The following is a 21537-nucleotide window of genomic DNA, read 5'->3' on the forward strand; positions in this document are numbered from 1 at the left end:
GGTTGCCGCGAACACGTCGCGGCACGTAGGCGGTGGGGATGAATTGCCAACACGCCCTAGCATTTTTGAAAAATCGATTGTTTCTGACCTTCTCATTCATCACTTTCCATAAGCGTTCAATAGGATTTAAATTTGGACTATAGGGAGGAAGATAATTTAAGCGAATATCTAATTTTTTTGCTTCTTCCTTGACTCTATCTGCTCGATGATAGGGGGCTTGGTCAAGTATTAAATAAATGATGCCTTTTGAACCATGATTCGCTCTTATCAAGTGTAAGTGATTGACGATGGATTCTGTATTGATGGTTTCATATTGGGCTGCCGCGGTATGTTGTATCGCATCAAGCTTGAACGATCCAATGATATTCACTCGTGTCCTGCTTGCAGTGGTTGCTACTTTTTTAGTTTGCCCTTTTCTTATCCAACCATAAGCGAGTTGTGTGGCCTGGCTAGGATGAACTGAATCAGCAAAGTAAATAGCATCATCAGGCTCTAAAATCTTCTTGAGTTCTTGATACGCCATTATAAACTGATCCTGCTGTTCCCTATTCGCTTTATGCCGATGACCTTTAGGTTTTTTGTAGCTAAAACTGTTCCGGTGTAACCACTTATTCATCCCTGGAACACTATAGCTAATCGACCAGTTCTTTTCTACATAGGCAATAATATCATGTACATAATGGTAGGTGTGCTCATCTAAGTGGACTATTAATTTTTGTGTTTGTTCTTCTGTTAAATGACTTTCTGAACCACCACTAGCAATGGTTAATTTACCCGCTCTGTAATCATCTAAATGTCTTATTACAGTCGATTCGTGCAGTCTCAGTGCTTGTGCAATCATTAGCACTGTCCAGCTCTCAGAACGCAATAAAACTGCTTTTATGCGATCACGCTCCTTACCATTTGAACAACAACGATGCTTTCCTTCGAGGCCTTCTTTTTCTACTTGGGATAAGTGTATTCTTTTCATAAGGCTCAGAATGATCTTCTTAGAGCAAAAAGCAAGCATTTTCATAGATCAGCGGTATAGTTCACCGTAAACATTAATGGTGTTTCTGAATTATTAATGCCATCAAAACTTCAGTATCAAACAAAGTGCTTATACAAATAAATGGAAACTCATGTAGGAATAACCCAAAACGCCTTTCTTACCTTCTTAAAACCACTCGCCATCCGCTCTCCTCGGCCCTCTTATCCTTGAACTCATCAATAGGTTGTGTAAACTCCTTTGCCTTGCTGATGCATTCATTGACGATTACGGTTACCTTATTTTTATAATCTTGCACTGCCTGTGCATTGGCAGGTAAAGGTAAATTCCGTATGCGTCTTTGGGCTTTTTGATAATAGCGATTATCGGGATTAAAATTATTTATTGTCTGCAACAGGTCATCAGGTAGTTTGCTGCATTCTTGGTTCACTCCATTTTCCCCTCGAACCCGCGAACTATGGCGTGACTTCAGATGAAAAAAACGAAATAAGCCATTGGTTTCTGGGATTTGCAGCAGCCGAGAGAGTTCGGCGTTGCGGAATTTAAAAACATCCTCCACAAGGTCCTCGAAAATGACCTTGGGTTTTAAAAAAGCAGGTAATGAGGACCTAATAAAATCTCTAACCTCTTCTTTTTGGCTGGCAACCACGATACGTTCTAAGCTGGGGCACTCATTAAACGCAAATTGATCAATAGATTCAACTCCTTCTGGAATGGTTATTGCCTCCAATCTGCTGCAACCAGAAAATGCAAAGTTTCCAATTGAGGTAACCCCTTCTGGGATGATAATGCTTTGTAATCCACTACAATTACTAAAAGCCCAATTTCTAATAAAGGTCACTCCTTGCGGGATGGTTATGCTCTGTAATCTGGAGCAACCAGCAAATGTAGAGCGTGCAATAGTGGTAACTCCTTCAGGGATAACAATGCTCTGTAATCCACTACACCTCAAAAATGCATAGTCATCAATAGAGGTAACACCTGCTGGAAGGGTAATACTTTGTAATCCACTACATTCCCTAAATACACCCCTTTCAATAGAAGTAACCCCCACCGGAATATTAATGCTTTGCAATCCACTACAGTCATCAAATGCACCACTTCTAATTAAAGTAACACTTTGAGGAATGATGAGCGTTTTTAACCCCGTGCAGGATTGAAATGCCGCTTCTCCAATCGATGTAACTCCCTCTGGGAGGGAGAGCCTTTCTAACTCACTGCAGCCTAAGAATGCCTTCTCTCCAATTGAAGTAACCCCCTCTGGAATATCAAAAGAACCATCCTTTTTTAGATCGCTATTAGTCACTTGAATTAGCGTCTTGCCATCATCACTTAATTTCATATATATTCATGCTCCTGAACCCATTTTGGGCGAAGTGCCCATTGGTATTTTATTACCTCGTGAATAAATAAATTATCAACCCCAGCAATACATCCAAATCAAAATAAATAACATCCATAATGTATTGAACAGTTCATCTTTACCTGGGTAAAGCCACCCGCGCGCTGCTCTCCTGGGCCCTCTTATCCTTGAGCTCATCAATAGGTTGTGTAAACTCCTTTGCCTTGCTGATGCATTCATTGACGATTACGGTTACCTTATTTTTATAATCTTGCACTGCCGCTGCATTGGCAGGTAAAGGTAAATTCCGTATGCGTCTTTGGGCTTTTTGATAATAGCGATTATCGGGATTAAAATTATTTATCGTCTGCAACAGGTCATCTGGTAGTTTGCTGCATTCTTGGTTCACTCCATTTTCCCCTCGAACCTGCGAACTATGGCGTGACTTCAGATGAAAAAAACGAAATAAGGCATTGGTTTCTGGGATTTGCAGCAGCCGAGAGAGTTCGGCGTTGCGGAATTTAAAAACCTCTTCCACCAGGTCCTTGAAAATGACCTTGGGTTGTAAAAAAGCAGGTAATAAGGGCCTAATACGCTCCGCTTCTTTTGGGCTGGCAACCACGATGCGTTCTAAGCTGGGGCACTCATGAAATGCCGTTTTATCAATACGATTAACTCCTTCTGGAACTGAAAGATCCCCACGAAATTACCAAACACGGTTAAGCTCCTGTTCTATAATCTCTTGTAAGGTTCTAGGGTCAGGGGCTAAGGAACAGAGCTGATTATGCTCAATCATAAGCTTACCCAGGGTAAAATAAGAGAATATTTTCTTATCTTTGACCGTATTGGCTTGGAAGTATTGTTGTTTATTTTGACTATGTGCAATTACTCCAATAACCCAATAAGTAATTTGCACAATAGCAGCAAGAAGCATTTTTACTCCCCATCTATCTACTGAATGAGTACGCACATAACGTCCTGCTAGTCCGAATTGATGACTTTTAACATCTCTAAACGATTCTTCTATTTGCATTCTTTTAAAATAGAGATTGATAATATCAGTAGGCCCTACATCCAATGGTAAATTAGTAGCCAAAATCCATGGCTCTTTATTAGCTTGACTATAACTTCCATTAGACAGTGTCGAGGTGGTTTTTCCTCGTGATGTCTTTACCTTTCTTCCCTTAGGCTTACGATAGGTTGTAACCACCCTACAAGGTCTTGTATGCTCTTTGGTTAATAGAGCATGCTCATAATGTGTCGTTTTAGATTTAATATCAGGGATTAGTTCTTTAATGAGTTTCCATCCCAGTTCTTCGGATAATTGTACCGATTTAACTCCTCTTACACGACTTAGCCAATACCAGCCCAGCGCTTCTATTTCTTTAAACCATTCTTCATAAAAACCGGCATCCATGATTACGATTACTCGACGATTTTTGGGCAAACAAAGACTCAACTCTTTTAAAAAGTCCTTAGCTCGTCCTTTTGTTTCGGTATCTCTATACACTTCTCGATAAAGAGGAAGACTTCTACCTTTTAACGCTATTTCTGCACTGAGCATTTGAATTTCTCGGTCGTCTTTTAAGCAGCAAATATCTACAATCAAAGGTAAGGTTGTATCTTGCGAGATGTAAGTAAAAACAAAGCTTGATAACCCTTGATAAATGGAAAAAAGTTCATTATGCAGTGCCTTATTGCCTTCCAGCCTATCAACTTTCTTTATCTTATTTTTTAATTTTGCATCTCCAGGCAAGTTCCTCCCTAATTCACTTAATGAAAGGTTTTGGCTATGTCTTAAGCCTGATGCTACATCCATTACTGCATTCAATCGTGATATATGAATTTCAGGACATGATTCTGTAAGCGAATTATAAAGATAGGTTTCTACAGCTAACATTTTAATTTCCATGAGTCTTAATGACGCTCATTTGATCATGAGACGCTCTTTATTTCAACTCATAATTCGTGGGGATAGATCAGTTCTGGAAGGGTTATTGCCTCCAATCTTCTGCAGTTCATAAAAGATTGGCTTCCAATGCTGCTAACCCCTTTAGGGATGGTGATCCTCTGTAATTGACTGCAACCAATAAATGCACTAGGCCCAATAGAGGTAACCCCTTCTGGGATGATGACACTTTGTAATCCAGTACAACCAAAAAATGCACCGAATTCAATGGCGGTAATCCCTTGCGGAATAATTATGCCCTCTAATCCACTGCACTCATGAAATGTCCTCATATGTATGTGGGTAACTCCTTCAGGGAGGACGAGGCTACGTAATCTAATGCAACCAAAAAATGCATAACCCTCAATAGAGTTAACTCCAGGTGGGATGACAATACTCTGCAACTTAATACAGTTCATAAATGCCGACATTTTAATAGAAACGACCCCTTTTGGAATGATAAGGTACTCTAGTTGACTGCAGTCTCTAAATGCCTCTGATCCAATAGTGGTAACCCCTGCCGGAATATCAAAAGAACCCTCTTCGTTGATATCGTCCTCAGTCACTTTAAGTAAGATCTTGCCATTGCCACTTAATTTCATACTACAAGATACTCCCTGATATATTTTGAGTCGTCATGCTCATAAGGATTTTACAGCGTGCATAAAAAAATTTTTAAATAGATTTTTCATGCAATCGAATCATTGTGATTTAATTTTGACCATTTTATCACAAGGGTAATAATTTACTCAAATTAGATTAACTACAAATCAATTGGTGTGCTTTTTATACAACCAATCATCTTCAAGCAACTTATAATTACTTAGACATTTATAAAATGAAAAAAAGCAGACTCATCCATATCAAAAGATGTATTTATTTTATGGTTGGTATAGTGACCTATCCCCTAAATTAGTACCACTTCTTTGATGAGATTCATTATCCTATGCCACCTTTCTTGCGTATTCAACAGGAGGCATATAATTTAGAGAGCTATGAGGTCGAACATTATTGTAGTGTTTACGCCATTGTTCAATCTCAAATCGTGCTTCCTCCATTGTTCGAAACCAGTGCTGATTAAGGCATTCATTTCTGAATTTCCCGTTTAAGCTCTCAACAAACGCATTTTGAGTTGGTTTTCCTGGTTGAATAAACCCTAAAGTGACATTCGTTTCTTTGCTCCAGAAAAACATCGCTTTACTAGTAAATTCTGTACCATTATCACAAATCACTTTAACAGGCTTATTTCTTTGCTCAATAAGTTGGTCTAAAAAGCGAGCCACTTGTTTGCCACTGATTGAGGTAGATATTAGCTGGCCAACCATTTCACGAGAATAATCATCCACTACATTCAATATTCGAAATCGTCTCCCATTGCTAAGTTGATCCGATACAAAATCCATCGACCAACGCTGGTTTGGTGCAGAAGGAACTTCCATTGGTTGGCGAGGACGAGTCAGTTTTTTCCTTTTCTTTGTTCGAACTTGAAGTCCCTCCTCAGTGTATAATCGATAAGTATGCTTCTTATTCTGAACCAAGCCTTCAGCTTTAAGTAGTCCATGAAGAATTAAATAACCATAGGCCGGATATTGTGCGGCTAAAACCTTGAGTCGTGTTCTGGCCTTCTCATCCGTACGTGGTTTACATTGATAACGAAATGCTGTGCGGCTTAATCCTGCCAGCTTGCAAGCTACTCGCTCACTCAACTTAAAGAAACATATTAGGTGCTCGATGATCGACTTTCTTGCTGCTGGCTTCACCACTTTTTTGATAATACATCCTTCATTGCCTCTAGCTCCAGGAGCTTATCTGCCAACAGTTTTTTAAGATTAACATTCTCTGATTCAAGCTCACGAAGACGCTTGGCCTCATTCACTTCAAGGCCAGCATACTTACTTCGCCAATTGTAAAATGTGCCTGACGAAATTCCATAGTCTCGACATATCTCTTCGACCTTTATACCTGCTTCATGCGATTTGATTGCTTTTATAATTTGTTCTTCTGTGTAACGCTTTTTCACTTTGAGATCTCCTTTTGGTTTAGTTTATCGGAAATCTCATCTATGTCATGGCATTATTTTTGGGGGATAGGTCAATAGCAAACTTAGAGAAATCTGAAATTTAGTCCCTATTTATTTAACAGTTGCAGACATTTATTGGAAAAATCAGAGCCTCGAAATGAACATATTTTGTATCTATAGAATTAATATTAAAAAAGAACTCAATCAGCTGGATGCATTGAGCTCTTTCTAATGGAGCAAAACATGGGGAGTTTAACTATCATATTCCTATTACTGAAAAAATCCCAAAAACTCCTCTTCAGTAAGCTCTTTTATAGGTTCGTCTTCATGAGAAACATGGAACATTGATTGAGTTCCCGGAGCAACCAATTTTGTTGTATTCTGAGTAGAATTTTGAGTCACAGAAAAAGGATAGGGTAGAGGATCAGGCCTTGGAACAACGGTTTTTCTTTCGGTAGAAATTCCAGGAGACAGAAGCACATCTGGTGTTGTAACAACAGTCATTTTACCATGACTCAAGGAAGAGACACCAAGAGGATTTCTATCGTTTTTGAATGGAACCACTTGGGGTGCAAAGAACGTTGGTGTTGTCTTGTTTTGTAACTTTAAAAGATGAGCTTGACTTTTTAATTGAGATTTTTTATCCCATTCAGAATAAAATTTATCCACAACTGTTGCCCGTTGTTTCGCTTGCTTATCTGCAAGTCCTTGCTTTACCAAATCATTGACCAGAGAAACATGAACTGGTTTACCATAAATTTGTTCTAAATACTCGCCTGAAACCAGTAAAATAGGTCCCTCACACGCCATAGTTATGTGTTCACTATTTTTTAGCGGCGAAGATTCTTTTGCTTTTTCATCACCTCTAATTTTTGTTTCCAAAATTTTAGCAATCCTATGACTCAAACAGCCATAGGCTGTAAACATAGCATGTCCCTGATAAGGTTTAGCAGGCAACCAAAGTACATTAAAATTATCACCAGGCAAAAATAACCCATTAAAGCTGTATGCTGCTTTTATCTGCGCAGTACTCTCCTTATACCTCTTACTATATGGAGTAGCACCTAGATATTCTTCCGCAAAATCAATTAAATCGGGCTCCTCAATTTGCTCCGGTATCATACGTTTGATTATTATTGAGTTTGCACTGGTATGCACTACAATCAAACGGGGACGCACATAATCATTCTCGTCATTCATTAGCTTGTCGATTATGAAAAATTCATTATCAAAATTATGGTCCTGATCAACTTCTTCAACTTTACCATCAAAATACTTTTCCAAAAATTTCATTGATGCAACGACATAATTTCCATGCGTATCTAAATAATAATCCCATAATGAGAGTTCATGCTCTCCCCCATCCAAATCCATAGAGTCATTCATTTCGAATGCTGATTGTATCGTTTTCAGCATCTGTTCAGCATCTTCTGGCTTAGAACATTCATAAACACACAGATTATCCTGCTCATCGAATGGAGATTTAGATTCAGTTACTATCCATTTTGTTATTTCAAGGTTTATACCAATAACAAACATCAGCTTCATGTATAATTCTCGCTTATTTTTTTGGATTTTAATTCGCAGTTAAGTTCTAAAATACAAGTCTTAAGAGCTCAGTGTATTAATACATCAATTGAATGAAAGGCTCGTGCCTGAACACTAGAAACACAAATATACCAGATAAATTATTTTATGAGCAATCAATAAAAATGCCAGTTCTAAAGTATCTAATTTATGGAATTCATACCAACATCATATTTCTGCATGAATAGTCTTCGAATTCCTCTTGTTCTGGTTTTAAATCAATTTTTACTTTAGTTCCTTAATAGAATTATGAAGCAAGCTCTCTTTGCTCATTTTTGAATATTTTTCTTGTGTACTAATATCTCGAACAAAATGATTGCACTCGCCTTAGTTTCTGCTTTATCCATTGGAATAATCTTGGATTTTATCCATCCCGTCCCCTAGCGCGGTGTAAGAAAATTCAAAATCAACAAGTAAACTTTTAGTTCTCACTGTTAACCTTTTGATTTATTTGACACATTAATGCTTATACATCACCATTTTACTTCCATAAAAAAGGACACTGAGGTTAATGTTCTCTTTGCAATCTATTTTAAATTTTTTCAAAAAACACTTTTTACAAAAAAAAACTAAATCACCTAATACCCCACATAGAGAGATACCTGCACGAGAGCACTAGGGCGTGTTGACAATTCATCCCCACCGCCTACGTGCAGCGACGTGTTCGCGGCAACCAGCCGATCTTAATCAGTGGCAAATTTCTTCATAAAGATCATGCCATTCTGTATTTAGGTTCTCAATCAAATGTAACTTCCACTGCCTGGGCCAATTTTTGAATCGCTTTTCACGTCGAGCAGCTTCTATATAGGTTTGATGAACCTCATAATAAACCAATATGTACATTGTACTTAGCTGTAAATCCTGGAATCAGGTTGTTTTTATGTTCCCATACTCGTTAATTAAATCTGATGTTGAACCAGCGTATAGTGTACCACTTCGCTTGCTTGCCATAATATAGACATAAAATGACTTCATTTGGCTTCCTTGTTTTGCTCAGAGTGTTGGACTCAATGCGATGATATCACCTAAATTTCACGGATTACATTGGTAGCCAAATATAGGAACAAGCCATTGCGAGCATTGACGCATCATTTCTCTTCAATTGATCATCTCTTGTGGCAACAGCTCGAAAATGTTTAAGTCGCGCAAATACGTTTTCAACTAGATGACGATATTTGTATAGACCCCAATCAATATCAGCATTCCCAGTTTTAGAGTTCGTCTTCCGAGGAATCATTGGAGTAGATGATTTTTGCCTAATCTGATCTCGAATTTCCTCGCTATCATATCCTTTGTCTGCAATGGTGTAATCAGCTTTAGGGAGTGTTTCAATGAGACCTGAAGCTGCTTTAGCATCATGTACCTCTCCACCAGTCAATTGAAATTCAATTGGAAGGCCGCAAGCATCAACTGCCCTATGAATTTTTGTTGTAGCATTATCTCCTTTAGCTTAGACCATAGCTCATCACTGAGCATCAGTCTAGCCATTGCAAACTCGTTTTATACTTGATATTGAAATCGATATATTATGAGTTTGCTCTTATTAATCATTAGATTAGAGCAATGAATTAAGTTCATCTTAACTTGACCATTTCCTGGATGCCGCGAACAAGTCGCGGCACGTAGCCGGTGGGGATAAATTGTCAACACGCCCTATATTAGAAAACTTCTTATCAAAAATGATCAGACCATTAATGAAGAGCAGATTAATGAGTACATCGATCTTCACCAAGATGTATATGCCTCATATGAAGCACCTCAAGGTATATTTGCAGCTCAGTATTCTATAATTTAGAAAATGGATTTGCTGAGGTGCTGATGATGAGACTCACTTTTAAAAATACTTTTATAATGATGGTGGTTACAATTATTTTATTTTTTGATAACAATGTATTCGCTTGTCAGTGCTTCAATTCATTTTTTTTAACTTCGATTTTTTCCAATAACCCAGAAATGACCTGTTTTTTATCCAGTGACTACAGCAGAGTGAGTCTTTCTGACGGCAGACAGACCGCCATTTCTTCAATTTATGGCTGCTCGTTAAACTCTATCAGTAGTAACATCCACAGAGATTTTTTCTATTATTCTAATGATAATCAGTTGTGCGTTGAGGAAATCTTAAATGCTTGTCGCATGCTCAACATTGAGATCCAATCCTACTAAGATTGCTACACTTTTTTTAAAGATAAGTTCTATACACATTAGAGAGAAAATATCAGCCTTTTTAATCATTTATTACACATAGAGAGCATTTTATGATAAGATCTGCACCAACTAAATCACTTGAGCGTGTTTTGACATGGCAGAATACAAAATTGAAAAGCCAGAACTAGGCACTCATTTTGAATCGTTGTATGCAACGGTTGTCAAACAAATTAAAGAAAAAAATACTGCATTCACAGGCATACCCAGTAAAATTAAAAATCAATTTTTGAATTTTCATCATTTGCTTCCAAATCAGCAACTTGAATTGATAAATAATTTATCAGATCTTGCCAACTTGCCTCAAGAAATAAACGATGTGATGCATCAATTTCCTTACTTCGAATCCATTTCTAACGAGACTCTTACAAGAATTGGCGACTATCTCAGAAAGAAAGACCCCAAAGCAGATAAAGATATCAGCGCACTTATAAAAACACATAAAAGACCACATACTCTGTTCCAACCAAATCGACTAAGCGATTTACTCTCTTTATTATTGTTAAACACAGCAACTGGACAACAGGATAAAGCAGAAAAGATAGTCGATATGCACCCTGAATTGCTATTAAAGTGTGGCACATTAACTGACTATTCGGGGAGAACCTTTAAGAACATCACAGCATATGAATACGCCTACTGGGCAAAGGACACCCACATGTGCCGAATGCTGGAAAAATACATGGATGCAGAAACCAAAGCAGCTATGCTCAAACGCTGTGAAGATATCGAGAAGAATGGCTTGACGTACATACAAAATGGTGTCGAGATTAAGGGTTCCAAGCATTTTAATTTTACCCCCCTCAAAACAGCTCTAGAAAATTATATTAAGGGTTACGACCTCTGGTTGAGTACACGGAATTGGGTGGCTATGGAGGCTGCCTGGAGGCAAGTAGGTATCTTGCAGCGCGATGTACCTGTCCATGTAGCTAATGAATATTGCCGGAAGGACCGTGCATTTGACCCGCTGCCTACATTTAAGGAAAAGACCTTGCCACGGGAGTTAAGCTTCTACAATTATAGAACGCGAAAAGAGGACTCTTGGTTTCCCTCGGTCATTTCGGATTCTGGTAATCGAGTCATTGATTTTGTGATTCGTGGAGCCATGCAGCCTGTAGGCGGTGTCGTTGGTTGGGCAACAGCCTCTGCGATCTATGATTTAGCAGCCTTAGGGCAACTTGATAAAGTTAGAACTGAAGAACTCACGCAGCTGTGTGAAAACTTGAGGAGGGTTGATCCGGCCCATCGGGAAGGTTTCCCTAGCTCCAAATGACGTGCTGAAGCAGCCAGTTGCTATGTCGCCAGGTTAAAGTCTCAATGCACACTAAAAAGCATCAAATCATATTGCAAAAAACTTTAAAACATGCTCGTTAAGGGTAGACAAAATGTTTATACCAGTACATTAGCACCCTTTATTTGATGAATCTTGAATAAAAGACAGTAAAAGTTGAACGATAACTATGTTTGCCATCAGACGTTCCCAGTACCGCTCCTTGAAGAACAAAAGATCAATGCCGACGATTGTAACTATCAAGATCACAATGTAAATTACAATCAATGTTTGTTTTGTCTTTACATACAGTACACCGCTGTTTTAAGTAAATATCAAAAGGCCCTTTTTTATGGATAGCACGAAACAAATGTTGAGCTGAATCTTAAAAAAATGCTGCACTGCAAATCAATTTTTGGGGTCTTGGGTTCAATAAACCCGTTTTTCCATCAGAGATGATTGTAAATGAATTTTAAAGGTAAAACCCATCATGAGCTGGCTAAAATAATTTTTTTGTAATTTTTTGTTAGCAGTTGCACAATTTGCTCAAATATGTGCTACATTCAAAAATACCACTTGTTGGTTTTCCATCAATAATTATTTAGTTAAAACAGTTTGATGTATATAACTGGTTAGTTGGCAATTTCATTGTTGTTCATGGCTGTGTCGAGTTTTGATTCTTAAAAACAACATCATTAAAAATAAAATCACTGCATAGACCTTATTTCTAACCTGGTTATCATTAATTGGGAGAAAATGGTATGGGTTCTTTAGAGATTTTAAGTGTTGCATCTGATTTACCTCAACAGTGTGTAGCAAGCAAAGACCTTCTGAATAAAGTATCAGGACATCTTAGTACTCAAGTAATTGATATGCTTCAATCCATGGATATAGATAAACGATATTCAGTTGTTGAAAATTATCCCCAATATCTTGCCGGTGAAGAACAGCGTAAGCTAATGTCTGGTGTGAATGAATTGGGGGCAAATTCAATACGAAAATGTTTAGCGCAATTTCCTCACGATTTAGATGTTGGTTTACTAATAGCGGTCACCAATACTGCCGAAAAGCCTTTACCCTGTATGGCATATGAGATTATTTCTATGATGGATAATGATATGATGCCGCATGATATTAATATAATTAATATGCAAAACCAAGGATGTAGCGCTTTAATAAAGGCCTTTGAGATTGCCTCATACTTTTTACAGTCACACCCTCACAAACATGTAGTTATTTCTGTTGCTGAAACCCATACCGCCATGGTTTCATCTGTGCTTGCCAATAAGTCTATAGTTTCTTTTAGTGAAATAAAGGCAATTCAGGATCATACCGAACAAAAAGAAGCACAGATGGCATTGAATAATTTGATTAATAGCTATTTATTCGGCGATGGAGCTGTTTCAATACTCTTAGGCCACGGAACTCAAGAGGATAGTTTTGAATCCTATCACTTGACCAATATTGATGCGAGAGACAGTGAGATACTCTGCATGAATGAAGGCGGAGTCAAGATTCCATGTTATGAAAACTTTCCCCAATATACATTGGGTAAGGTGGTTCGATATAGTGAGTTGTTATTACGCCAAGCCATAAGTCAACATGATGACCATCTAACAAAAGAAGATATTCATTTTTATTTAATCCATGCTGGAAGTAAAAAAATTATTAGTGCAGTGCAAAAAAATCTAATGTTGGATGATCAAATGGACAAAATATCCATTTCATATTTTGTGCTTAAAAATTATGGCAACCTATCTTCCTGTTCCATAGGATTTATGCTGGAAAGACTTATCAATCAGCAAAAAGTAAATGGTTCTATATTGCTTATTTCTTTTGGGGAAGGATTTAGTGGTAGTGTCGCCAAACTAAAAATTTAACTCTTGAAATGGGCCTTATGGCCCATTTTTTATTGACGGATCGAGATTGACTAAAATCATGTACTTTTTTTGGCTCCATGTCTAATTAAAAACAAGACCCAATGTAGGATGGCATATACCCCTATCCTCATCACTTCCCAAAATGAATAGAAATAGATTTATGATTGGATGAATTTGTGTATTTAGATGATTTCGCGTGGTTTTATGAGCTATAGTATAAAGCAACATATTTAATAGAGAATACTATGGTAGACATTATTAATCTAAATAAAAAAAGAAAGGCTAAAATTCGTTTGGAAAAGGAAAAGAAAGCTACAGAAAATCGCATTAAATTCGGAAGAACCAAAAAAGACAAACAAATAGAGAAGCAAGAAAATGAACGTCAAGAACGATTTTTAGATGCTCATCAGTTGGAAAATAAAAAAGAAAAATAAAAAAAGCAGAGTAGTATCCTATTTGTCATATCAAGCGCAAGAGTCGCTTATTAAGCCTTTTATTGGATGAGGACTGTGGGTTGTTTCACTAAAAGTTTGATGCAACGGGGAATCTAAATTTTCGTGAATGAGCTGATTTATTGGATTTTTGAAAGCACCATCAGAATAAACTGACGGTGCTTTTCAAAAATTACTAACTAGCCTACGCCATAGCTGCGGCTTTCTTTTCTTTCTCTTTGGCAATTACTGCTTCGGCTACATTGCTTGGGCAAGGTGCATAATGCGAGAATTCCATTGAGAATTGACCACGACCAGAAGTCAGGGTGCGCAATGTGCTGATGTAACCAAACATTTCTGAAAGAGGAACATCGGCTTTAATGCGAACACCAGCAGCACTGGGCTCTTGGCCTGAAATCATACCACGACGACGGTTCAAGTCACCGATCACATTACCGACATCCTCTTCTGTGCTATAAACGTCAACCTTCATGATTGGTTCAAGCAATTGTGGACCAGCTTTGGGTATCGATTGACGGAAAGCTCCTTTTGCAGCAATCTCAAACGCAATTGCAGAAGAGTCTACAGCATGGTAAGCACCATCGGTCAGATCAATGACAACATCCAATACAGGGAAACCTGCTAAAGTACCCGTGTCCATCATTGAGCGGAACCCTTTCTCAATCGCAGGGAAGAATTCTTTAGGAACGTTTCCACCGACAACTGAGGTGATGAAAGTGAATCCACTATTTGGCTCGCCTGGTTGAATCGTGTAATCAATCTTACCGTATTGACCAGCACCACCTGATTGTTTTTTATGAGTATAGCTGTCTTGAACTGTTTTGGTTATGGTTTCACGGTACGCAACCTGAGGCTGACCCACGATTAACTCAACATCGTATGTACGCTTTAGAATATCCACTTTAATATCAAGATGTAATTCACCCATACCACGAAGAATGGTTTCACCTGAATCCTGATCAGTTTCCACTCTAAAGGTTGGATCTTCGGCAACCATCTTGCCAATAGCAATAGCCATTTTTTCAGTAGCGCCTTTATCTTTTGGCGTGACGGCTATAGAAATAACTGGCTCAGGGAAAACCATCGCTTCCAGTGTACACTCATGATTAGGATCGCAAAGAGTATGGCCGGTTCGAACGTTTTTCATGCCTACAATGGCAATAATGTCGCCTGCTTCAGCGCTTTGTAATTCAATACGCTCATTTGCCTGCATCTCTACCATACGACCAACACGCTCAGTCTTACCGGTAAAGGAGTTAAGAATAGTATCCCCTTTATTCAATTTTCCTGAGTAGATACGTACGAACGTTAGCGCACCAAAACGGTCATCCATAATCTTGAATGCCAAGGCACGGAATGGCTCATCAGGAGAAACGATAGCGAATTGACCGTTTGGCTCACCTTCTGCATTAGTCAAAGGTTGTGGGTTCACTTCATGAGGAGCAGGCAGATAATCAACCACTGCATCTAATAATAGCTGCATTCCTTTGTTTTTGAAGGCAGAACCACAATAAGTTGGGAAAAAAGCCAACTCAAGCGTACCTTTACGGATACAACGCTTAATTTCTTCCATAGAAGGCTCTTCACCTTCTAAGTAAGCCATCAGCAGCTCATCATCCATTTCAAGTGCCGTTTCGATTAATTGTGCACGATACATTTCAACGTCATCATGCATATCGGCTGGGACATCAGTCACTTTGTAATTTTCTGGCTGACCAGATTCATCCCAAACATATGCTTTACGGGTTAATAAATCAACAACACCTACGAAGGTGTCCTCATAACCAATAGGCAAGGTCATAATTAAAGGATGAGCACCCAATACTTTTTTAATTTGCTCAGTTACTTTCAAGAAGTTCGCGCCAATACGATCCAGTTTGTTTACGAAAATCAAACGAGATACTTTTGAATTGTTCGCATAGCGCCAGTTGGTTTCTGACTGAGGCTCGACGCCGCCAGATCCACAGAATACCCCGATACCACCATCAAGAACCTTCAGTGAGCGATAAACCTCTACAGTGAAGTCAACGTGTCCTGGGGTATCAATAATATTGAATCGATGATCTTTCCAGAAGCAACTAACTGCCGCTGACTGGATGGTAATACCACGCTCCGCTTCCTGCACCATGAAATCGGTGGTTGATTCACCATCGTGAACTTCACCTATTTTGTGGATTCTACCGGTGAGCTTAAGAATACGCTCAGTAGTGGTTGTTTTTCCGGCATCTACGTGGGCGAAGATACCAATATTTCTGTAAAGGTTTAAATCAGTCATAGCACTCTTTAGTTAAAATTAAATGGATAAAAATTTGTCAGGTATTATACAGTATTTTATCTGAATTTGCAGCAAAAATCGTCTCTATTCACCTTTTTTTTATGATTATTCCAACTGATGCTTACAAAGCTAACCACTGACACATACTACAAGATAATACAAATGGCTCCAAAAATAATAATAAAACAACTTTAAAAAGCCGCTCATCGGCACTAGAATCCCATTCTTTTAACCATGATGGGACGTTTTGAACTTTTGCATATAGGTTAATAATAGACCATTAAGCATAAAATTAGTAGAGATTAATGATGAACATAAGTATTACAAAGAAAGAATATGGAACATTACTGGATATGTTGTGTATTGCAGATTGGGTTTTGAATTTATATACGACTAAGGCACCTAAGCAGAATGAATATGACACTTTAAAACAAAAATTTTTGTCCTATTTTAAAGAGATGGGTGCGAATGACAAAATAGAGTTTTCCTTAGAATTGAATGAATATTTTGAGAAATTAGAGTATGAGCAATCTTTGAATGACAATTTTATCCAACCTTTTGAAAACATGCTGTTTTGGGATGAATTAACTCAAAGATTGGGTGAGCGAGATATGATTCAAAAAATAGGAATGGAACAATATAGTAAGATGAATCCTATTGAACGACTAAAAAAAGTCGAGGAAATCAAAGAACAATATGCACAGGAATTTGAAAAACATGGCTTAGAGCGTCTTAAAATTGGCGCTTAATTATCGCCCTTGATGCGCTGATTAATCACACTTAAACCGATGAACAGCAAAAGGAGGTACTAAGCATAAGCTAATTTGCTTGCAACTGTACCTTCTACCTAAGTTTGTATTGATTTTCGGCTCCAGAATTTTGATGTACTGCAGCTGCAACCTACTATCCAGTTGAATCTAATCGTGTACAAGATAAGCCACTGTTTTTTAGAAGACAGAGCCAAATAAAACATTTAATTGAATTATTGAGAGGGAATCCAGAAAATGAAATCGAAATTATTTAAACAGCAAAAACCAAACACAAAAACATGTCCATACGCCCTCTTTTCAACACAAAAGTCTGCAAGTTCACCACATGAAGCGTTGCCTACCATACCTGAACCTGAAACAGCCTCTACAGCAATACCACAGCATCAACAAGGCTGGCGTAACTTAGGGCGTTTATTCGACCAGGGTGCTTCTCCTTTTTTTTATGAAATGGCTGCACGGACAAAACAAAAATTTTTCAAAATCTACATTGGCACAAAGCCAATTTATATAGTAACTGATGGCAATATAGCCAAAGAACTGCTGACAAAATCCCCTGATCTTGGTCGTGGAGACATACTTGAACCGTTTACACATATGGTTGGAAGAGTTTTTTTCGCTGAAGATGGAGCAGCAGCTTCTGAACCCCGCAAAGTTTTTTTAAACACCATAGCCCGTGGTCCGATAAATTTTGAAAGAATCGCTCAAGTCAATGAACGCACCTTCGCCTCGATGCAACTCGCATCCAATGGAGGCGTTGATGATCTCTATGCCTATGTCGCTTGGCATACTATAGGCTGTATTGCCGCATGCTTTGTAGGCACTGATGATCTCTCCGTTCTACCATCAGATACACACCAAATCTTCATGCAAGCGACACGTCTCATTACTAAAGCCAGCATGGATCCCCTAAGCCGTCTTATCCATCCAGGCCTTCGATCTGACTTTCGGGAAACCAGCAAAGCTATGGCCGATATTGCAAAGAAACTTCTTAACTCAAACATTGACAACATTTGCAAAGGTAATAATTACATCTGGGATTTGGGAATATTTCGTGCCGAACAATTACATCCTGAGATGAATTTTGATGACTGTACTCACTTTGAGGAACACAATCCGAAGGCAAAGATTGTACGTGATTTAATCGAAAATGATCGATTTATACGAGAGCACGGACCTCTAACAATTTTCGCATCCTCTAATGTAGGAGCAACGATGTTCTATCTGCTCGATGTGCTGAGCCAAAGACCTGATGTGCTAAATAAGATGCACGAAGAAATCGCTCGTGTTTTGGGGAAAGAGCCATTTACCTATAAACGATTAGCGGATTTACCCTACGTGCGTGCAGTCGTTGAGGAAGCGCTTTGGCAAGCAACGCCTATTCCTAATTTTCCCAGAGCGGTACTTAAACCTTTTCAAGTGAACATTAACGGGGAAACAGTATCGTTTCAGAAGAACGATATGTTGATGTTTCTTTTTAGACCTATGCAGGGACCCAATCGTGTGTTTTCACCAGAAAAGTGGATTGAGGGTGATCCTGACCTATATTCTTTCGGTGCAGGGCCACGACGTTGTCCTGCTAATCCATTTGCAAAGCAAATGTTGTGTCAGTTTTTGGTCGACATGGATTTATACGGGCTGCGAATTATGCCAACGAGAAAACCCACATACACCACGCGCAACGGTTTGCTAGGGCCCAATTATCAACCAGAACAACCTCTATCTGCCAAGGTGGAGCATGCTACAGAAGAGGAGTATCCGAGAGCAATTGCACGATTATAAAGACTTTTCTGGGTTGCGGGCTTATAGCCGACACTCACGTCATCCCTAGCGCAGCCAGGGATCTCCACCGTGCTCTAACGGATGGAGAGCCCTTTGTACTGGGGACGACCTTGTAGTAGGCGTTTCGAGGCTCTAAATTGGACTCAGGCAAGGGGATTGTCAGCAGGCCAGTCCCAGAGTTTGCAAATAGACCAAACTCTAACGCAATGAGTTAGAACCTATCATCATTAAATTAACCTTGACTATCGTAGAAAATACTCATACAACTTGAAGGATATTCACATTCTTCGCTCAAGATTCATGGCAAGCTTAATTGGTTTAAGGCAGTACGTGATCATAGGGTTTTTGTTATTGAACTCGCCATTACAAGCCTCTTTTATTGAGCAAACAATGGGAACCGCTGTTGTCAAGGATGCTACAGCCGTTTATTTTAATCCGGCCGCGTTAACTATTTCGCCGCACCAACAACTTATCCTTCTAAGTACCCTAGCAAGAGCGCAATTTGAGTTTAGCGGGAGTGCGCAAAAAATACCTTTTGGGATTACCGAGTCAGGATCAACCACCTCAAAATCCAATTTTTTCTTGCCTTCCATGTATCTTAGCATCCCTATGAATGAACGATTGGTGGCGGGTTTTGCTGTCGTTGCCAATGATTTTAATCGCGAACTCGATAACAACCCAATTCTTCGCTATACCCTTGCACGCAATCAAACGAATAATATTGATTTTATTCCCGCGTTAGGCATTAAAATTAATCAATTTCTTTCCATAGGAGGAAACATTAATTTTACTTATGCTCATCTCATCCAGGAGCCTATTACTGCAGGCATACCCCGTTTGAATATTCCTGAAAGCCGTAGCTTGAATGACACTCAAGCAAACAGTGTGGGCGGTGACTTCGGGATACTCATTAAACCCGGTAAAAAAACAGCTTTGGGGTTTAATTACCGGAGTGCAGTGACTTATAATTTACAAGGCAGTAGTACAATAACCGGTTCGCCAGGGATTTCCTCCAATGATTACCATTTTAAATACTGGACACCAGCAAGAAGTGTCATGACATTAAGCCATTTTATCAATGAAAAATTAGGCTTTTTAGGAACTGTTCAATACCTGCAATGGGATATCTTTAAAGAAGTTTCTGTATATAATTTTGCAACACAAGGTGCCTCCCACGCCTTTATTATCCCCAAGGCACGCATTAATTATTATTTTCATAATAGTTGGCTTCTAACCCTAGGGACAATTTATCAAGTTTCACCAAAGTGGGTAATCCGAGTAGCAGGAACATACAATCAGTCACCCTCAAATGGGAAATTTCAAATAGGCCCTGGAGACAGTTTGATTACTGGTTTTTCCATGGGGTATCAATTGATGAAGCATCTCACTGTTGATTTCGGTTATGGCCATGCTTTTTTTAAAAAGGAACCTATTGATATTCAAACGCCTCAGAATAGTATAACTGGCATCAATGAAGGCGCACATGACGCCGTCTCACTCAAATTTACGCTCACTGCTTAATGGTGATTACAACAAGCATGTTCTGGTGAGTTCGAGAATAATACACTTCGGGATATGGGTATCTCACGAAGCTAGAGCAAGAAATTCGTTGTTCTGTCATTCCTCCGTAGCCGACTGTTGTTTTGTATAAGAAATTTAAACAAACCCAATAAAAAGCTAAAATATATTAAAACCATTGATTCAGAAATTAATGGAAACCACCATTGAAACTGAATACTGGTTATTATGGTATGATTTCATACATTTTAACGAAGACTTATTACTATGAATATTTTATTGTGTTTGAAAGGTTTTATTGCAACTGTTGATAATAAAAGCTTTTCAAAGGCCGCGCAAAATTTATATGTTTCGCCATCGAAATTAAGCAAACAAATTACGTGGCTAGAGGATGAGTTAAAAACCAAATTATTTCTACGTTCAACAAAGGGATTAATTGTGACTGAGTCAGGAGAGAGGCTTTATCGAGAGGCATTGAGGCTTTTTGAACAATTAGGTGCGGTTAAGGAGATTGCGATTCCAAAGCCATTGGAATTACAAGGTCTGATTACACTGTATCTTACGGTGACGCCTGCAATACCTTATTTAACTGCATTAAGTATTGAGTTCATGCAAAAATACCCCAAAATGGAAATTGAGATTATTGTAGGATCAGATTCAAAAGAACTTTTATCTACTGCATTTGATGTGGCCATTTCATTTGATGATGTCAATTCTTCAAAACTCATTTGCAAAAAATTATTTGCCGTTCAACGAGAGGTATTTGCATCACCTGCCTATATCAATCAATATGGATTTCCCGAAACAATTGAGCAATTACAAAAGCATAATTGCTTGATTAATACTCTTTATGGACTTCAAAATAAATGGATATTCAATAAAAAACTTGTTCATGTCTCAGGAAACTTTAAAAGTAATAACGCAAGTGTTTTAAAGCAGGCTGCCATTGCAGGAATGGGGCTACTATGGGCTCCGTATTTCTCAGTCTGTGAGGAAATAAAAAATGGCACATTAATTCAAGTATTACCTCAAGAAGCTTCTCCAGAAATTAATCTTTATGCAATTTATCCAATGTATTTAGCTAATGAGCCTAAAATTAATTTACTGTTAAATTTTTTTTGTGAAAAAGCCATATCGGCAAAAATTACTCCCTCTTTGATTGATAATAAAAAATGAGGTTTGTGGATTTTGAGATAAAGGAGGAACGCATTAAAAAAATTAATACAGATTTTAATCTAAAAAATAATAAATCCTTTGATGGAGCAGCCCTAAATTTCCCAGCCTAAAATCTCCTATAAAACTCACATTTTGTTATGACTCTTTTCGCCAAAATACTTATTGAGGAGAATAGATTTGCGTTCGTTCACTCCCTAAAAAGAGCCTTACAGTTTATTTCTTAATTGGAAATGTTTTCTTTCCAAAAAAGTATATTCTCATTCTTCATTAAATTGTATTAAGTTGACGCAACCAAACCATACCCAACCATCCAGGAATACCAACCAATGA

Annotated in this window: 15 protein-coding genes and 2 pseudogenes; 7 read left to right on the top strand and 10 right to left on the bottom strand. The window is 38.4% G+C overall.

The window, feature by feature from the left end; translation table 11 throughout:
* From OQJ26_RS02035 to OQJ26_RS02075, 9 genes and pseudogenes are all read right to left on the bottom strand, one after another.
* On the bottom strand, positions 1-970 hold a 970-nt coding region (locus OQJ26_RS02035; protein ID WP_265702228.1), incomplete at its 3' end, for an IS630 family transposase.
* A 178-nt stretch (positions 971-1148) separates the two neighbouring features.
* Entirely contained in the window at positions 1149-2330 is a 1182-nt protein-coding gene (locus OQJ26_RS02040; protein WP_265702229.1) for a leucine-rich repeat domain-containing protein, read from the bottom strand.
* A gap of 139 nt (positions 2331-2469) precedes the next feature.
* A complete protein-coding gene (locus OQJ26_RS02045) occupies positions 2470-2952 on the bottom strand; it encodes a hypothetical protein (protein ID WP_265702230.1) in 483 nt (160 codons plus the stop codon).
* An 84-nt stretch (positions 2953-3036) separates the two neighbouring features.
* Positions 3037-4242 (bottom strand): IS4 family transposase, encoded by a 1206-nt coding sequence (locus OQJ26_RS02050; protein ID WP_265702028.1) that lies wholly within the window; start codon positions 4240-4242, stop codon positions 3037-3039.
* A 47-nt stretch (positions 4243-4289) separates the two neighbouring features.
* The gene (locus tag OQJ26_RS02055; protein ID WP_265702231.1) at positions 4290-4880 is read right to left on the bottom strand and encodes a leucine-rich repeat domain-containing protein; all 591 of its coding nucleotides are present in this window, start codon (positions 4878-4880) and stop codon (positions 4290-4292) included.
* 342 nt (positions 4881-5222) lie between these two features.
* Positions 5223-6298, bottom strand: a protein-coding gene (locus OQJ26_RS02060; RefSeq protein ID WP_265674795.1) for an IS3 family transposase whose coding sequence is annotated in 2 segments (ribosomal slippage) — positions 5223-6049 and positions 6049-6298 — 1077 coding nt in all. Because the reading frame shifts where the segments join, the coding sequence is not laid out codon by codon here.
* A 270-nt stretch (positions 6299-6568) separates the two neighbouring features.
* Positions 6569-7846: a hypothetical protein gene (locus OQJ26_RS02065; RefSeq protein WP_265702232.1), complete on the bottom strand. Its 1278-nt coding sequence runs from the start codon at positions 7844-7846 to the stop codon at positions 6569-6571.
* 726 nt (positions 7847-8572) lie between these two features.
* A pseudogene (locus tag OQJ26_RS02070) lies at positions 8573-8860 on the bottom strand (GIY-YIG nuclease family protein).
* 64 nt (positions 8861-8924) lie between these two features.
* Positions 8925-9335: pseudogene (locus OQJ26_RS02075) on the bottom strand (IS5 family transposase); the annotation flags it as partial.
* An 849-nt stretch (positions 9336-10184) separates the two neighbouring features.
* On the opposite strand from OQJ26_RS02075, the gene OQJ26_RS02080 reads away from it, so the two are divergent.
* The 3 genes from OQJ26_RS02080 to OQJ26_RS02090 all read left to right on the top strand — a co-directional run bounded on the left by OQJ26_RS02080 (position 10185) and on the right by OQJ26_RS02090 (position 13671).
* Positions 10185-11360, top strand: a complete 1176-nt coding sequence (locus OQJ26_RS02080) for a hypothetical protein (RefSeq protein ID WP_265702233.1) — start codon at positions 10185-10187, stop codon at positions 11358-11360.
* Positions 11361-12118: 758 nt separating this feature from the next.
* Positions 12119-13237 carry a 3-oxoacyl-[acyl-carrier-protein] synthase III C-terminal domain-containing protein gene (locus OQJ26_RS02085; RefSeq protein ID WP_265702234.1) on the top strand — a complete coding sequence of 373 codons (1119 nt, stop codon included), beginning with the start codon at positions 12119-12121 and terminating at the stop codon, positions 13235-13237.
* A 245-nt stretch (positions 13238-13482) separates the two neighbouring features.
* Complete coding sequence (locus OQJ26_RS02090; RefSeq protein ID WP_265702236.1) at positions 13483-13671, top strand: DUF4169 family protein; 189 nt, start codon at positions 13483-13485, stop codon at positions 13669-13671.
* Positions 13672-13873: 202 nt separating this feature from the next.
* Here the strand turns inward: OQJ26_RS02090 and fusA are convergent, their stop codons facing one another.
* Entirely contained in the window at positions 13874-15964 is a 2091-nt protein-coding gene (gene fusA / locus OQJ26_RS02095; protein WP_265702237.1) for an elongation factor G, read from the bottom strand.
* Between the two features lie 305 nt (positions 15965-16269).
* On the opposite strand from fusA, the gene OQJ26_RS02100 reads away from it, so the two are divergent.
* The 4 genes from OQJ26_RS02100 (at position 16270) to OQJ26_RS02115 (ending at position 21207) form a co-directional block, all read left to right on the top strand.
* Positions 16270-16713, top strand: coding sequence for a hypothetical protein (locus OQJ26_RS02100; RefSeq protein ID WP_265702238.1), 444 nt, complete (start codon positions 16270-16272; stop codon positions 16711-16713).
* A gap of 255 nt (positions 16714-16968) precedes the next feature.
* Positions 16969-18513, top strand: a complete 1545-nt coding sequence (locus OQJ26_RS02105) for a cytochrome P450 (protein WP_265702240.1) — start codon at positions 16969-16971, stop codon at positions 18511-18513.
* 351 nt (positions 18514-18864) lie between these two features.
* The gene (locus tag OQJ26_RS02110) at positions 18865-20034 is read left to right on the top strand and encodes an OmpP1/FadL family transporter (RefSeq protein WP_265702241.1); all 1170 of its coding nucleotides are present in this window, start codon (positions 18865-18867) and stop codon (positions 20032-20034) included.
* Between the two features lie 264 nt (positions 20035-20298).
* Positions 20299-21207 carry a LysR family transcriptional regulator gene (locus OQJ26_RS02115; RefSeq protein WP_265702243.1) on the top strand — a complete coding sequence of 303 codons (909 nt, stop codon included), beginning with the start codon at positions 20299-20301 and terminating at the stop codon, positions 21205-21207.
* Positions 21208-21537: the final 330 nt, after the last annotated feature.

This window comes from Legionella sheltonii (assembly GCF_026191355.1).
GTDB lineage: Bacteria > Pseudomonadota > Gammaproteobacteria > Legionellales > Legionellaceae > Legionella > Legionella sheltonii.